Genomic DNA, 14165 nt, shown 5'->3' on the forward strand with positions numbered 1-14165 from the left:
GGCCAACGCCCCGCCGTTGGGGCCAGTGGGGATGTGTCGGGGCGCTGCTGCTGTTCGCCGCCGTCTGCTGCGCCGCACCGATAGCAGGAACGATCAACGCCTACCTGGCGGTGACGACGGGTGCCCAGGGGGAAGACGGGAATGCTGAGGGCGGCAGCGCCGCGGATATCCCGCCCCGGATGCTGACCGCCTACAAAAAGGCCGCCCAGCAGGTTGGCCGGCACGTGCCGAGGTGCCGGGGCATGCGCTGGCCGATCCTCGCCGGCATCGCCAAGGTCGAGTCCAACCACGCCACGGGCCGCACCATCGCCTCCAACGCAGACATCCGCCCCAAGATCTACGGGGTGCTCCTCAACGGCTCCGGAGCCGGAGGCAACACCACCGTCTTCCCCGACACCGACGGCGGCCGCTTCGACGGCACCGCGCACGGCGAGCGCGCCGTGGGGCCGTTTCAGTTCCTGCCCTCCACCTGGCAAAGCGTCGGTGAAGACGCGAACGGCGATCATGTCGCTGATCCGCACAATGGCGACGATGCCGCCCTCGGCGCCGCAATCTACTTGTGCGGCAACGGCCGCGACCTGACCAAGCGGACCCAGTTGCGGTCGGCTATCTTCCAGTACAACCGCTCCGACGCGTACGTCGCGAACGTGCTGGGCTTCATCGAGCAGTACACGGCAGCCGCCAAGGCTCCGGCCCTGAACACCGTCTCCGGCAACGTCCGCACCGTCATCGAGGCAGCCCTGTACCAGCGCGGAGTCCCGTACTCGTGGGGCGGCGGCAACGCCAGCGGCGCCACGTTCGGGATCTGCTGCTCGCCGAGCGGCAAGAGCGGGGCCTCCATCAAGGGCTTCGACTGCTCGGGGCTGACGACGTACGCCTTCGCCAAGGTCGGCATCCGGCTGCCGCGCGTGGCCGCCACCCAAGCCGGTATGGGTCGGCGCATTCCCGCCCGCCTCGGCACCAGCGCACTCAAACCAGGCGACCTGGTGTTCTACGCCTACGCCCCCGGCCGGGACTCGACGATCTACCACGTCGGCATCTACCTCGGAAACGGTCAGATGGTCAACGCTCCCCGCCCCGGCGCCGTCGTACGGCTGGACCCCATCAGCGCCATGCCCGGCTACGCGGGAGGAGCCCGGCTGCTATGAGCACACCCACCTCCCGCGCACCCTCCTGGCTCCTGGCAGCGGCCTTGGCGCTGGCCGTGGCCGGTGTGATCCTGTTGATGCAACCGGGCATGCCCGGGACAGCACCGGTGAACACGCCGGCGGACAACCGAACGCTCAGCCGCTCGTCACCGCCCGCCGGCACGCAGACCACCCTCCCCAGTCCCCGCGCGTCACAGACGACGACGCCCGCAGCATCCGGGCCCAGAACCGTCTCGGCCCTGCCGCCGCACGGCGACGGAGCGGACGGCGATCGGGTCATTCAGCAGGCCCTGGAGGACGCCTGGCCCGCTGATCTGCCGCCCGCGGACGAGGCGCAGCTGCGCGCGACGGGCCGTGAGCTGCTACGCGCGGACGCCACCGGAATCGGCCGCAGCCGATGGCCCGCCTTCTTCGGCCCGTCGGCTCGGGCGATCACGCCGGCGTTCGCCACTGCCCGCTTCCGCATTCAGGCCGTCATCGCCCGCCGTGACGGCGCCGCGCACCGGGCGGTGGTGCATCTGGTGTGGGCCGGCACCGACCGCGGCGGCACGCACAGCGACGGCCGCATCAGCGACCTGTACTTCGCCCGCATCATGAAGAAGGGACAGCCGACATGGGCCCCGCGGCCTCGCACCTGACGCATTCGGCCCCCGGCCACAGCCCCGGACCGGTACTCACCCTGATGTCCGGGCTTGTCGGAGCCGTCGACTGGCTGTGGGATCACTGGTATCTGCCCGCCGGTGCCATCGCCCTGCTGTTCGGGGCGGCCGAGATGGTGATGCGCCACCTGGCGGAGCGGGCCCTAACCCAGCGGATGGCCCTGGAACTCATCCCCAGCCCGCACTTCGAGCCGGGTCTGGAGGAAATCTTCCGCCGCGGGGTCCAGCTCGCCCGCGCCTCAACGGCCATGCCCTGGTGGGCTCCCCGCAGGGCGAAGAGTGTGCAGATCCGGCTACGCGCCGACGGCTCCACTCCGCTGCGCTACCGCATCGAAGGCCCCGCGGGCGGCGAACGGCTGCTTTCCATCACCCCCTTCGGCCCCCACGTCACCGTCCACCGGGCCCGGCCCATCGCGGATCCGCCACGCCGGCACGTGGTGCGGGCAGAGTTCCTCCTGCGCGGCAAACCCACCGCGCCTCTGCGCGAGGTTCCCCTCGATCCCGACCCGCTGCAGCCTCTGGTCGATGCCGTGTCCGACCTGCGCGCCGAAGTGGGCGACCTGGCCGAAGTCCGCCTCAACATCCAGCGCGCTCCCAAGTGGGCTTTGCGCGCGCGCCGGGTGCAGCTCCTGCAGGCCGCACGCCGCCAGGAACACCGGGAAGCGCAGCGCGCGGCACGCTGGATGCGCCAGGACGCCACTGGCATGGACGACTCCCTCGTCTGGACTCTGAAAGGGCTGATCACCGGCAAGGACGGCTCACGGCGGCGGTTGGTGATGCCTCCGGCGCCGCGGCGGGTGGAGGCAGAGGAGGCGTTGGGCAAGCTCGCCGACGACGATCACCTCGTGCGGGTGCAGCTGCTGGTGCTGTGCGCCTCGAACATTGAAGGCCGCGCCGAAGCGCGTCTGGCCCAGCTGCAGGCCGCCTTCGATGTGTTCGGCGGCCGCTCTAGGTGGGCGATGCGCGGCTGGCACCTGGGCCCCTGGCGGCTGGGCGCCGACCAGTGGCCCACCCGGCGCAGCTTCGAGCGCCGCTGGCACCTCGGGCTGTGCCGGCCGCCCCGAACCAACTGGGTGCAGTTGCCGGAGTTGACCGGGCTGCTCAAGCCGCCCACCGTGCACTGCCGGCTGCCCCTACTCGCCGGCGATTTACCGTCCTTTGAGTACGCCAACCCCGAGCTGCTGCTCCAGGGCATCTACCGCACACCCGACGGACGCCGGCGGCTGGTCGCCACCTATACCGCCGAGACGCTGTTCGAGTGCGCGGTGGGCAAGGCCGGCGGCGGCAAAACCGAACGCGCCCTGGCCCAGGCCATCGGATACGCCCACGCCGGTGGCGGATTGCTGTTCCTCGACCCGCACCGTGACTCCTGGCCCCGCGCCGCCCCGTTCCTCGCCCACGACCACCTCATGCGCCGGATCGCACTGATCGATCTGAACGCCGCCGGCCCGGCATCACTCATGAGTTCGTGGAATCCCATCGCCATGCACCACGGCGCGGCCGCGCACGATGTGGTCGAGGCCGTCACCGACGCGTTCGCCTCCATCCTCGGCTGGGACGACGCCACCGCTCCTCGGGCGCTCACCATCCTCACCTCCTGCCTGACCGTGCTGGTCGCGGTCAACCAGGCCGCCTGCCAGGCCGGACGCCCCAAGGACCAGGCCACGATCTTCCACGTCCGGCCCCTGCTGTCCGATGCGGGCTTTCGCCACGCGGCACTGGCCGCCACCGCACACCAGCTGGATGAGGAGACCCGCTCCTGGTGGCGGACGGTCTTTCCCACCTTCACCCCGGACGCCTTCGCCGTCATCCTCAACCCGCTCGCCCGCCTGGCCGCCAACCCCACCACCCGCGCCTTCCTCGGCCAAGCCCTCGGCGTCTACAACAGCCGCGCCGCCATGGACAACGCGATGATCGTGTGGGTGTGCCCGGCCGGCAACGGACCCACCGACCGACTGCTGACCGCGCTCATCGCACGCGACCTCCTGCGCGCCGTCCGCTCACGCCGCGACACACCCGCCAACCAACGCCGCCCGTTCCGCCTGTACTTCGACGAACTCATCACCTTGACCGGCGCGGCCCCGGAAACCATCGCCTCCATGTTCGAGGACTTCCGCAAATACCGCGTCAGCGTGCACGGCATGACCCAGCTCCTGGGCCGCCTGCCCGCCCCGGTACGCATGTCGCTGACCCAGAACGCCTCCACCCTCGCCTCCACGGCAGGATCAAAGACCGCCATCACCGCGATCACCGCCGAATGGGCAGACCAGCCCAGCGCTGACGAAGTCGCCGCACTCGACCGCTACAAGCACTACATGTCGCTCACCGTCCACGGCCGCCGCATCGGACCCGTCCGCATCACCGGCCCGCACCTGGACGACGTCTTCGCCGACCAGGCGCGGCCCGGAAACATCACCGCCCTGCAGCACGCGGCCCTGGCCAATGCCGGCGCAGCGCCACTGGACGAATTGCTTGCTGCAGCCGCCGTCCAACAGGGCCGTGTCACCGACTTCCTTACCCAGCACGCAGCCACCACACGGCCAGGCCTGAACAAGGACACGCAGGGATACCAATGACCTTCTCCAGCCATCCCCGCTTCCCGGCAGGACAGCTCCCCGCCGAGCACCTGGCGTCCCCGCGCCGAGGTGGGGCCGGCCGTCCCGGCCTTCCCCGGCCGCCGGCACGACCCGCGCACCAGCCTGCACAATCCCGCGGGTCCCCTACGTTGGACAACCCTCATCCGCCCCGCTCATCCGCCCCGCAGACTCCGCACCCCATGGCGTGTGCACAAGGGAACACTCAGGTTCCACATGGCCGATGAGGCGGCGGCGCGTGCAGCAGGGCGCCCGGTCGTCGCTTCGTCGCATGACCGACCGGACACAGCCGCTGTCGCCGGCACGCCTTGCGACCCGGTGGTCCACTGCGGCTGGTGAGTCCAGAGCAGAAACTGCCCGCTTCTCCATGGACATCACACAGCAGCGACCGTACAGCGTGGCCGAAATCATCCGCCCGAGAGGCGACACGCCGGAAGACCGATCATAACCCCTTGAGATTTGCATAGGCGAACAATAGATTGCTGTGGCAACGACCCACGGGCACCGCAGGTTCCTCACGTCACAGACCATCGACAGGAAGGCACGGCCATGCCCCGCACAGCCGTTCACCCACCCCAAACCCCGCCGCAGGCCTGCCGACCGGCCCGCACCCGCTCCATCACCCACATGAACAACGCATTCGTCTTCCACTCCTACGGCGACGACTTCGACACCGACGACTTAGAGCTCGTACGCCGCCATTTCCCCGGCCGACACGTCACCCTCGACGGCGACACCATCACCGTCTGGCCCCGCCCGCAGGAGACGCGATGACCCCCATACCCCACCGTCGGCGTTCCGCCGCCTTACCGCCCACCCCCGTTCTGCAGCCCCGGCCGCCTGCCACAACGCCTCGACAGTGCATAGCCGCTCCCCTCACACCCGCGCACCGGATCGGCCGGCTCCCCGGGGCCTGGCTCTGTGTCACGTGGGCGCACAAGACGCAGATCCTCACCCGGCGGCGTGGCAGTGCCGCTCCGGGCCGCGGAGCCGGGCGCGCCAACGAAGCTCGCATCCGCCGCCTTGTTACGCCGCTCGTGGTTGCCGGACTGCTGGCCGGCCTCACCGCCTGCTCCGACGCACCAAACCCTCACCCGGTCGGTGCCACCCAGCAACGGCCCGCAGCCAAGGCCTCCTCTTCGGCCAAAGCTCCTTCCCAGCCCTTGGCCACCCTTCACGGCCCGCGCCACCTGAAGCTGGTCATCAGCTCCGCCCTGCGTGACACCGGCGGGTTCGTCACCGTGCGCGGCACCCTCACCAACACCGGCACCAAGACCCAAGTCGTGCCCGCCCATCTCTCAGGCGATGAGCCCGACATCATCAAACACGGCCCCTCACTCGGCGGAGCCACCCTCATCGACTTCGCCGGCGGCAAGCGCTACTACGTGCTGCGCGACACCGAAGGCCGCCCCTTGACCACCACCGCCCTGACCATCGTCAAAGCCGGCGAGCGCCTGCCCGTCTTCATGCAGTTCCCAGCCCCACCCACCCGCACACGGCAGGTCACCCTTCAGCTCCCCCAGTTCGACACCGCCCCCCTGCCCCTCTCCCGGTGAGCCATGCCCATGACGCCCACGCCCCACGGCCGGAACACGGCGCAGCGCCTCGCCGTCCTGTCGACCGTTCTCATCGCGGTCACCACCGGCATCCCGCCAGCCCACGCCGTCCATAGCGGCCCTGCCACTGCCCCCTCCTCACCCTCGCCATCACCACGCGCGAGCGTCGATGCGCACGATCCCGATCTGCAACTGCCCGCATACACACGACTGGCCAAGCCGAAAGTCCTCACCCTCGATCAGCGCAAGCTCGGCCTCACTCACATCGTCACCAACGGCACCGCCAGCCCTCCACCCCAGCCGCGCCCCTTCCCCACCCAGCGCCCGGCCCACCCTCGCGAACCCGGCCGCAGCAGCTCCGCCCCCACCCCCTCACCCACCGGCACGCACGACTTACCTCAGCCGACGGCCACCTCTGGAGCCGACGGCCAAGCCACACCGGCACCGGCAGCACAACAGCATCACCGGCCGCTCCTTCACACCGCACTCGGCCTTCTCGCCCTCCTAGCCGCCCTCGTCCTCGGCAGGCTCGCGCTACGCACCCGGCGGCGCGGCCACAAAGATCAGCCCAGCCCTCGCACGCCCGCCGCGCCCGCAGCACAGCCGCCGACCACCCCACCTCACGGAGCAGCACGCCTGGACAGTGCCTTGCGCACCCTGGCCCACCACGCGGGCGAGGCAGGACGGGATCTGCCGCGGCTGCGGGCCGCACGTATCACCGCCGACAGCCTGGCTGTGCTGCCCGGCGACGAAGCTCTCGCACCCCCGTCGCCCTTCACCCGCGGCGACGACGGCTGGTGGCACCTGCCCGCCGACGCCGACCTGGGGGAAGAAGACACCGCCCACACCCTGCCCGCCCCCTACCCCGCTCTCGCCACCATCGGCACCACCAGCCTCGACGGCCACGAGGCGCTGCTGCTGCTCAACCTCGCCGACCCGCAGGCCGTGCTCCTCGAGGGACACCCCACCGATGTCGAAGAAGTCCTCACCGCGTTGACGGTCGAACTGATCACCAGCCCCCGGAACAACGCCGCCGAGATCATTACCACCGGATTCGGCCAGGACCTGCCCCACTCATCACCCGGACCCCGCGCCACCTACCTGTCCCAAGCAGCCGACGCCGTGCAAGAGATGAGCGAACGGCTCCTCGAAGCCGCCCAGCTCCCCCACCCCGAACTGCGCCCTCACCTGCTGCTCAGCACCCATCCCCTGCACGACGAGCTCGCCGCCCGCACCGCAGAACTGGCCCACAAAGCCGCACCCCTACCCCTGACTCTCATCGCCCCGACCGACACCGGCACTACCAGGCACTTCCCGCAGGCCACCGTGCTCAACGCCTCACACCACGGACCCCAGCACGTGGATCGCCTCGCCACCAGCGTGACGCTGCAGCGCCTCACCAGAAGCGACTACCTGCAGGCCATCACCGCGCTCACCACCTTGCACAAGACAGACCTGACGGAGAACGATGCGCCTTCCGGGGCGGACGACAGCGCGACCCCTAGGGCGAACCCTGCCCCGCACCAACCAGCCGCCACCGCAATCACCAACGCCGCCGACCGTCCGGCACCAGGGCACACCAACCGTGCAGCGCACACAGCCAGCACAGTTTTCCCCGCCCTGCTCGCCCACGGCGCCCATCCCCCAACACCCGAGACGCCAACTGCCGATCCTGCGAACGCTTCCGACCACGAGACGAACTTCCCCGCGCCGGCCACCAGCATCAAGCACCGCGGTGCAGTGGATCCGATACCGGAAGAGCAGGCCACGACCAGCACGAACACACCAACCAGACGGCACGACACCAGCACGACTGAAACCGGCGCACACGAGCAGGGCCCGGAAATCCGCGTCCTGGGGCCCGTGGAGGTCACCGGCGTCCACCCAAGCGGTCACGGCCCCCGAATCGCTCAGCTCGCCGCGCTGCTCTACTTCAAACCCGGCCGCAGCGCGGACGAACTGTGCACCCACATGGACCCCACCACCCCCTGGACCTCCGCCACCCTCAACGCGCGCCTTCACGGTTTACGCCGCGCTCTCGGCGACGACCCACAAGGCCGCCCCTACGTACCCCGCCGCAGCGCCAGCGACACCCCCTACCGCCTCTCCCCCGCCGTGCGCTGCGACTGGACCCACTTCCACAGCCTCACCCAACACCCCCTGCATCACGCGCCCGCCGACCTGCACGACCTCGAGCAGGCCCTCACCCTCGTGCGCGGCAAACCCTTCGGCGGCCGGCCCTTGCCCTGGGCCGAGCCCCTCGCCCAGGAGATGACCACCCGGATCGTCGAAGTAGCCCACACCATCGCCGTTCACCGCACCACCCCCGGCCCCCACCACGACCTGTCCAAAGCCCGCCGGGCCATCGCCTGCGCCCTCGACATCGACGACACCGCAGAACTGCTCTACCGCGACTGGCTCCGCCTGGAAGCAACCGCCTCCAACCGCTCCGGGATCCACACCGTCATCACCCGCCTGCAGCACCTCACCCACACCCTCAACGCGCCCCTCGAACCCGAAACGGAGCAACTCATCAACGAGTTACTCCACACCACCACACCCCCACAGGCCCGCATCCCATGAAGTCCCCCACCACGCACACCACCCCAAGAACGGGCACCGGCCCCGCACACGACGCCGCGCCCACATCGCCCGCGCGCCGCCCTCACCGGCAGCACACACACCAAAACCACACACCCCCCAGCGCGAGAGCCGGTGCTCCCCATCACAGCCAAGCGCAGCGCCGACTCATCACCACCGTCATCACCGGTGCCGTAATCATCGCCGCAATCGGCTTCGCCGGCTCCTACACCGCCGTCCAACAACTCGCCCTCGACAAAGGATTCGGCACCTTCTCCTACCTCTTCCCCATCGGCATCGACGCCGGCATCTGCATCACCCTCGCCCTCGACCTCCTTCTCACCTGGATCCACATCCCCTTCCCCCTCCTGCGCCACACCGCCTGGCTCCTCACCACAGCCACGATCGCCTTCAACGCCGCAGCAGCCTGGCCCGACCCCCTCGGCGTTGCCATGCACGCCGTCATCCCCCTCCTGTTCGTCGTCACCGTCGAAGCCGCCCGCCACGCCATCGGCCGCATCGCTGACATCACCGCCGACACACACATCGAACCCATCCGCCCCACCCGATGGCTCCTCGCACCAGCCCGCACATTCCTGCTCTGGCGACGCATGAAACTCTGGGAACTCCGCTCCTACCAACACGTCATCAAACTCGAGCAGGAACGCCTCATCTATCAGACGCGACTACGCATTCAGTACGGACGCCGCTGGCGACGCAAAGCACCTGCACAAACCCTCATACCGCTGAAACTGGCCCGCTACGGTATCCCCATTCCGCGCCCAGAACCCCCTGGCTCGGCAGCCGCAAACTCCGGCATCAACACCCCGCAGCAGCCTCTCGGCCCGGCACCCCACAAAACACCGACATCAGCCGCGTCAATAAATGCCCCGCACAGTACGACGACGACCGAAGCCGTAACCACAGCACGAAATCCAAGCGAAATTCACCCCACTCAATTCAGGGCCGAATCTAGCGAAGCGCGTATATCGATGCACGAAGGTCACGGAAAATACCCTGAGCTCTCCGACGGGCTCACCGCACATACCTCCGGCCATTTGGACAGAACCGCACAACACACACAGCACGGCGAGCAAACGCAATCTACCCGCAAGACAATCGAACCAACGCCTCGCCAATCGCCAGAGCGCACCAAAAACGACCGACGCACGCCCACGACACCCGACCTCGACAAAGATCGCTCAACGCACCGGTCAACACGCCCTCACCGCCAATCTCATCGTCGCGACAAGCCGGCACCCCAGCGATTCGAACAGCAATTGACGACCAAGTCAGCCACAGGAAGCAAGCAGCCCGAGACGATACCTAACGGCGGCACCGATGCCCCACCTGCACAGGCGGACCCTGCTGCCCATAGACCAACAGGCCTCAGCAAAGTCGACCACTATTACCTAGCCTGGGTCAGCTATCAAAAGGAACACGGCACAGAACCCACCGGTCAACAACTCGCCCTCTACCTCGCCACAAAAGGACTACGCGGACAGAACGAAAGACCGATCAGCCCAGCCACCTTACGCCGCTATCTCCTCTCCTATCGCATATACACCGTCTGGGCCGAACACCGAGCCCACAGCCCACACCCTTCCCCCGCCCAAATAATCCACGAATGCGCCACCCGAGGAATAACAGCCCAATACAATACCCCCATTACCGCTCACCACATCACTAAAAACGCCGTGCACTTCGAACGGCGCTGGCGAACCCTGCACCCCCAGCACCCCCGCAAGACACCGAGCACCGACCTCCCCGCAAGCAGACCTCAGTCCGACGAAATCGACACGGCGGTGGCCACTGATCAGACCGGAAGCATGCCAAGCGAACGGGCAGTCACCCATCCAAAAATTGAAGAAAAAGCCGATCCTCACGCCGCATGATGCCCGCGTTTGAGATCTCACACGGGAGGGACCGGTCGGTGACTCGCCTCCTGAACCGTGACCTCTCCCTTGAGGAGCGTGAGCGCGACCGCTGGTCCGCCCCACCGGGCGGCGAAATCCGGCCGCTCGCGACCGCCCGTGAACTTCGGCGCAAGCCTATCCGCGGCCTGACGGTCGAGGACATGCGGCGGCTGATCAGGCAGGACCTGGGCCCTGCCTAAATCGCCGCTGACGATCGAGGTCCTTCGAACCAACCCACTGGCGCAAGGCGACATGTACGAGGGCGATCTGCCGGCTGCCATGCTCACCAAGAGCGGGCAGGTCTGGAGCGAGTTCCCCGAACTCGAGCGGGAGATCCGCCTACTGCTCTCGGAGGTGGTCGACGTGCCGCCTGCCCACTGAAGCGCAAGGTCGAGGAAATCTTGGCTTTGTAGCTCACCGACAGCAGCTGCCGTCGTCGAGGGGCCGACGGGTTGTCTACGAGGATTGCCACACGGGCGGTCGCGGCCCCGGGGCGCGTCGCACCACGCCCCCGGATCCGATGGGCCATGATGCCGATCATGGCCCATCGGATCATCTTCGCCGAGTACGCCGGGCTAGGGTCCGTCTTCAAACGGATCTTGCCCAGAGCAGAAACGACGCGAGCGTGACCGCCGCTTCGTAGGAAGTGGCGGTCTTCTCGTATCTGGTGGCGATCCCGCGGAAGCCCTTGAGCCGGTTGAAGCAGCGCTCGATCGTGTTGCGCCGTCGGTAGGTCTCCTGGTCGAATCCTGGCGGTCGGCCGCCGTGGCAACCGCGCCTCAGGCGGTGCCGCCGCTGGTCGGTCTTCTCGGGGATGGTGTGGGCAATGCCGCGTTTTCGCAGGTAGGCGCGGAAGCTGCGGGAGCTGTAGGCCTTGTCCGCGATGACCTGGTCGGGCCTGCACCGAGGTCGGCCAGTGCGGGCGCGGGGGACGCGGATCCGTTCCAGCAGAGGGCGTGCGCAGACGCTGTCGTGGCGTTGGCCAGGCGTCACCAGGATCGCGAGCGGGCGGCCCTTGCCGTCGCAGGCGAGGTGGATTTTGGTGGTCAGTCCTCCTCGGGATCGGCCGAGGGCGTGATCGTCCGGTTCGTCCGGCCGGTGCCGCCCCCTTTTCGGCCGGTGGCGGCGGCGTGCTGGTGGGCGCGGACGATGGTGAAGTCGATTTGGACCAGCCAATCGATGTCGCCGGTTGCGTCGGCCCGGGCCTGGATCTGCTGCAGGGCCCGGGTGAACACCCCGTCCAGGGCGTAGCGACGGAAGCGGGTGTACACGGTCTTCCACGCCCCGTAGCGTTCCGGCAGGTCACGCCAGGAGATCCCGGTGCGGATCTTGTAGACCATCCCGTTGATGACCCGCCGGTCCTCCACCCGGGGCCGGCCCGTCGCGGCCCGCGGTATCAGCGGAGCGAGCAACTCCCACTCCTGGTCGGTGAGTTCATGACGACGTACCACAGCACCATGATTCACCACCCCGGATGATGTTTGAAGACGGACCCTAGCAGAGGGCGTGCGCAGACGCTGTCGTGGCGTTGGCCGGGCGTCACCAGGATCGCGAGCGGGCGGCCCTTGCCGTCGCAGGAGAGGTGGATTTTGGTGGTCAGTCCTCCTCGGGATCGGCCGAGGGCGTGATCGTCCGGTTCGTCCGGCCGGTGCCGCCCCTTTTTCGGCCGGTGGCGGCGGCGTGCTGGTGGGCGGGGACGATGGTGGAGTCGATCTGGACCAGCCAATCGATGTCGCCGGTTGCGTCGGCCTGGGCCTGGATCTGCTGCAGGGCCCGGGTGAACACCCCGTCCAGGGCGTAGCGACGGAAGCGGGTGTACACGGTCTTCCACGCCCCGTAGCGTTCCGGCAGGTCACGCCAGGAGATCCCGGTGCGGATCTTGTAGACCATCCCGTTGATGACCCGCCGGTCCTCCACCCGGGGCCGGCCCGTCGCGGCCCGCGGTATCAGCGGAGCGAGCAACTCCCACTCCTGGTCGGTGGGTTCATGACGACGTACCACAGCACCATGATTCACCACCCGGATGATCTTTGAAGACGGACCCTAGGGGTTGAACTGCATGTAGCCTCCGATACCCGCGTCACCGCTCTGGCTTCGACGGATGCACTCCAGTTGGACCACAGGCTCGGGCCCGGTATTACCCATCCATGTCCAGAGGTTGTATGTGGAGTCGATGTACCTCACATCGAAGCGCCCTCCGTTGACGATGATGCGACAGGCCTCCCCACCGGCCGCATGGTTGTTGACCAGAAGATGAGCGCTGGGAGAGCCATCGGGGAGCCACACCTTCTCAGCGGGGAAATCGCTTGACGTCCAGCTGCAGACTGTCCACGTGTCTGCCGACCCGCAGTAGAACGTCGTCTTCAACGAGTCCTGGGAACGGGCGAGTTGGAGCGCATCCGCCCCTCCGGTCGCCGCCTGCGCTCCAGGAGCCGTTGCCAATAATGTGGTGGCGACAGCCGTGATGAACAAACTGCCGATGAACTTCTTCATTGCTTTCCTCCTACGACCTTTCCGTGCACACATCATCACCTGGACGCACCGAAGTTGACCCCACACGGCGGGAACATCCGCTGCACACGCTGACTGAAGGGGAGCGAACCAAAGCTGAAGAGCTGACCGCACTCGGCTCGGCCGGGTCTCGCGCACCACGGTGCAGCGCATGCGCCTGGCCTACCGCAAGCAAGGCAGGTGGGGGCTCCTCGACCACCGCACCACCCGAGCCTCCAGCTCCACCGGGCGGGTGGTGAAGGCGGATTGACGGCCGTCCCCATGGCCTCGCTGATGTCGCTTGAGCCGTAGAGCTGAGGCTCCGTCAGCACGGTACGCCTAGTGCCTGGGAAGTAGTACGGAGCAATGAGCTTCTTCAGCGTTGCAGCTCCAGGGTGAGGACGGCCTTGGCGATTGACGTCATGCGGTTGGGACTGCATCGGGACCTGCGGAAGATCCGCCAGGACTTCAGGCGGGCGAACTGGAGGACGATGAGACTGCCGCTGGCGCGAGGAGATCCGGCCGGTTCAAAGTTCAGAGCAGCTTCTCGCCGATCCTGCCGTTCGGGTACAGGGCAGCGGCACGTGCAGCCAGTTGATCAGCCCTTAAGTGACCCAGGCCAGGCGGCCTGGCGGGACCACGGCGCACGCCAGCAGCTGATCGTGCCCCTGACATCTGTCAGGGTCGCAACGTCCGGGTCCGCCCCTACAGTTCGAGGCGCCGGCTGGGCGTCCCCTGCACCGCTACGGCGGCTGAAGCGGGGGACCAGTGAGAAAAGGACAGTGGATGACCAGGACCAGGAAGTATCTCTCCCTCTGGATGGCAGCCCTCGCCCTGACGGCGGGCGGTGTGATCGCCGCCCCTTCGGCCAGTGCCGCTGCCAGCGCCGAGTGCGGAGTTCGGGCGAGCGACGGCCGGCTGTGGTGCGGGAACGGAGCCCCCGCCATTCTGCGCTCGGGCGCCTATCACGAAGCGAACATAACGGGGCAGCTCTATTCCACCTTCAGCTGGTTCGACTGCTGGACCTATGGTGGACTGCACGGCGGCGGCAACACCACCTGGTACCACACCAAGGGTGACTGGACCGCTCCTGGCTACGACGGGTGGGGCTACGTCCCGGCGGACTGGGTCAACACACCGTCCTCGTTCGACGCCGATCCGAGCGCGCGCGGTCTGCGGCACTGCTGAGAGCAGCACTGCCGAGCTCGCCGGACCACCTCCT

The 14165-nt window shown here is 68.1% G+C and carries 12 protein-coding genes and 1 pseudogene; 9 read left to right on the top strand and 4 right to left on the bottom strand.

The window, feature by feature from the left end:
- Window positions 1-242: 242 nt before the first annotated feature.
- From ACIGAN_RS26030 to ACIGAN_RS26065, 8 genes are all read left to right on the top strand, one after another.
- Complete coding sequence (locus ACIGAN_RS26030; protein ID WP_399861039.1) at window positions 243-1148, top strand: C40 family peptidase; 906 nt, start codon at window positions 243-245, stop codon at window positions 1146-1148.
- A 44-nt stretch (window positions 1149-1192) separates the two neighbouring features.
- Entirely contained in the window at window positions 1193-1786 is a 594-nt protein-coding gene (locus ACIGAN_RS26035) for a hypothetical protein (RefSeq protein WP_399861041.1), read from the top strand.
- Entirely contained in the window at window positions 1762-4383 is a 2622-nt protein-coding gene (locus ACIGAN_RS26040) for an ATP/GTP-binding protein (RefSeq protein ID WP_399861044.1), read from the top strand. Before ACIGAN_RS26035 ends, ACIGAN_RS26040 begins: the two co-directional genes overlap by 25 nt.
- Window positions 4384-5028: 645 nt before the next feature.
- Entirely contained in the window at window positions 5029-5175 is a 147-nt protein-coding gene (locus ACIGAN_RS26045; protein ID WP_399861046.1) for a hypothetical protein, read from the top strand.
- Between the two features lie 389 nt (window positions 5176-5564).
- Window positions 5565-5957, top strand: a complete 393-nt coding sequence (locus ACIGAN_RS26050; RefSeq protein ID WP_365744323.1) for a hypothetical protein — start codon at window positions 5565-5567, stop codon at window positions 5955-5957.
- A 648-nt stretch (window positions 5958-6605) separates the two neighbouring features.
- On the top strand, window positions 6606-8540 hold the full coding sequence (locus ACIGAN_RS26055) for a hypothetical protein (RefSeq protein ID WP_399861048.1): 1935 nt from the start codon (window positions 6606-6608) through the stop codon (window positions 8538-8540).
- Window positions 8537-10432: a DUF2637 domain-containing protein gene (locus ACIGAN_RS26060; RefSeq protein ID WP_399861051.1), complete on the top strand. Its 1896-nt coding sequence runs from the start codon at window positions 8537-8539 to the stop codon at window positions 10430-10432. The genes ACIGAN_RS26055 and ACIGAN_RS26060 overlap by 4 nt, the downstream gene beginning before the upstream one ends.
- Window positions 10432-10653 (top strand): contact-dependent growth inhibition system immunity protein, encoded by a 222-nt coding sequence (locus ACIGAN_RS26065; protein WP_399861358.1) that lies wholly within the window; start codon window positions 10432-10434, stop codon window positions 10651-10653. Before ACIGAN_RS26060 ends, ACIGAN_RS26065 begins: the two co-directional genes overlap by 1 nt.
- 388 nt (window positions 10654-11041) lie before the next feature.
- On the opposite strand, the gene ACIGAN_RS26070 is transcribed toward ACIGAN_RS26065, so the two are convergent.
- The 4 genes and pseudogenes from ACIGAN_RS26070 to ACIGAN_RS26085 all read right to left on the bottom strand — a co-directional run.
- Window positions 11042-11904 (bottom strand): IS5 family transposase gene (locus ACIGAN_RS26070; RefSeq protein WP_399861361.1). Its coding sequence is split into 2 segments (ribosomal slippage): window positions 11042-11545 and window positions 11548-11904, totalling 861 coding nucleotides; the frame shifts between segments, so codons are not numbered across the junction.
- A 145-nt stretch (window positions 11905-12049) separates the two neighbouring features.
- Window positions 12050-12454 (bottom strand): IS5 family transposase, encoded by a 405-nt coding sequence (locus ACIGAN_RS26075; protein ID WP_399861054.1) that lies wholly within the window; start codon window positions 12452-12454, stop codon window positions 12050-12052.
- A 42-nt stretch (window positions 12455-12496) separates the two neighbouring features.
- Window positions 12497-12946 carry a hypothetical protein gene (locus ACIGAN_RS26080; protein WP_399861056.1) on the bottom strand — a complete coding sequence of 150 codons (450 nt, stop codon included), beginning with the start codon at window positions 12944-12946 and terminating at the stop codon, window positions 12497-12499.
- A 373-nt stretch (window positions 12947-13319) separates the two neighbouring features.
- Window positions 13320-13421 (bottom strand): annotated as a pseudogene (locus ACIGAN_RS26085) (IS5/IS1182 family transposase); the annotation flags it as partial.
- A gap of 308 nt (window positions 13422-13729) precedes the next feature.
- Here ACIGAN_RS26085 and ACIGAN_RS26090 point away from each other — a divergent pair.
- Window positions 13730-14131: a hypothetical protein gene (locus ACIGAN_RS26090; protein ID WP_225890818.1), complete on the top strand. Its 402-nt coding sequence runs from the start codon at window positions 13730-13732 to the stop codon at window positions 14129-14131.
- Window positions 14132-14165: the final 34 nt, after the last annotated feature.

Source organism: Streptomyces sp. NPDC085931 (genome assembly GCF_044540565.1).
Lineage (GTDB): Bacteria > Actinomycetota > Actinomycetes > Streptomycetales > Streptomycetaceae > Streptomyces.

Bases quoted from the DNA above. Each gene is read 5' to 3' on its own strand.
- ACIGAN_RS26030 (WP_399861039.1), top strand. From the start codon at position 243: ATGCGCTGGCCGATCCTCGCCGGCATCGCCAAGGTCGAGTCCAACCAC.
- ACIGAN_RS26040 (WP_399861044.1), top strand. From the start codon at position 1,762: ATGGGCCCCGCGGCCTCGCACCTGACGCATTCGGCCCCCGGCCACAGC.
- ACIGAN_RS26045 (WP_399861046.1), top strand. From the start codon at position 5,029: ATGAACAACGCATTCGTCTTCCACTCCTACGGCGACGACTTCGACACC.
- ACIGAN_RS26060 (WP_399861051.1), top strand. From the start codon at position 8,537: ATGAAGTCCCCCACCACGCACACCACCCCAAGAACGGGCACCGGCCCC.
- ACIGAN_RS26065 (WP_399861358.1), top strand. From the start codon at position 10,432: ATGCCCGCGTTTGAGATCTCACACGGGAGGGACCGGTCGGTGACTCGC.
- ACIGAN_RS26080 (WP_399861056.1), bottom strand. From the start codon at position 12,946: ATGAAGAAGTTCATCGGCAGTTTGTTCATCACGGCTGTCGCCACCACA.
- ACIGAN_RS26090 (WP_225890818.1), top strand. From the start codon at position 13,730: ATGACCAGGACCAGGAAGTATCTCTCCCTCTGGATGGCAGCCCTCGCC.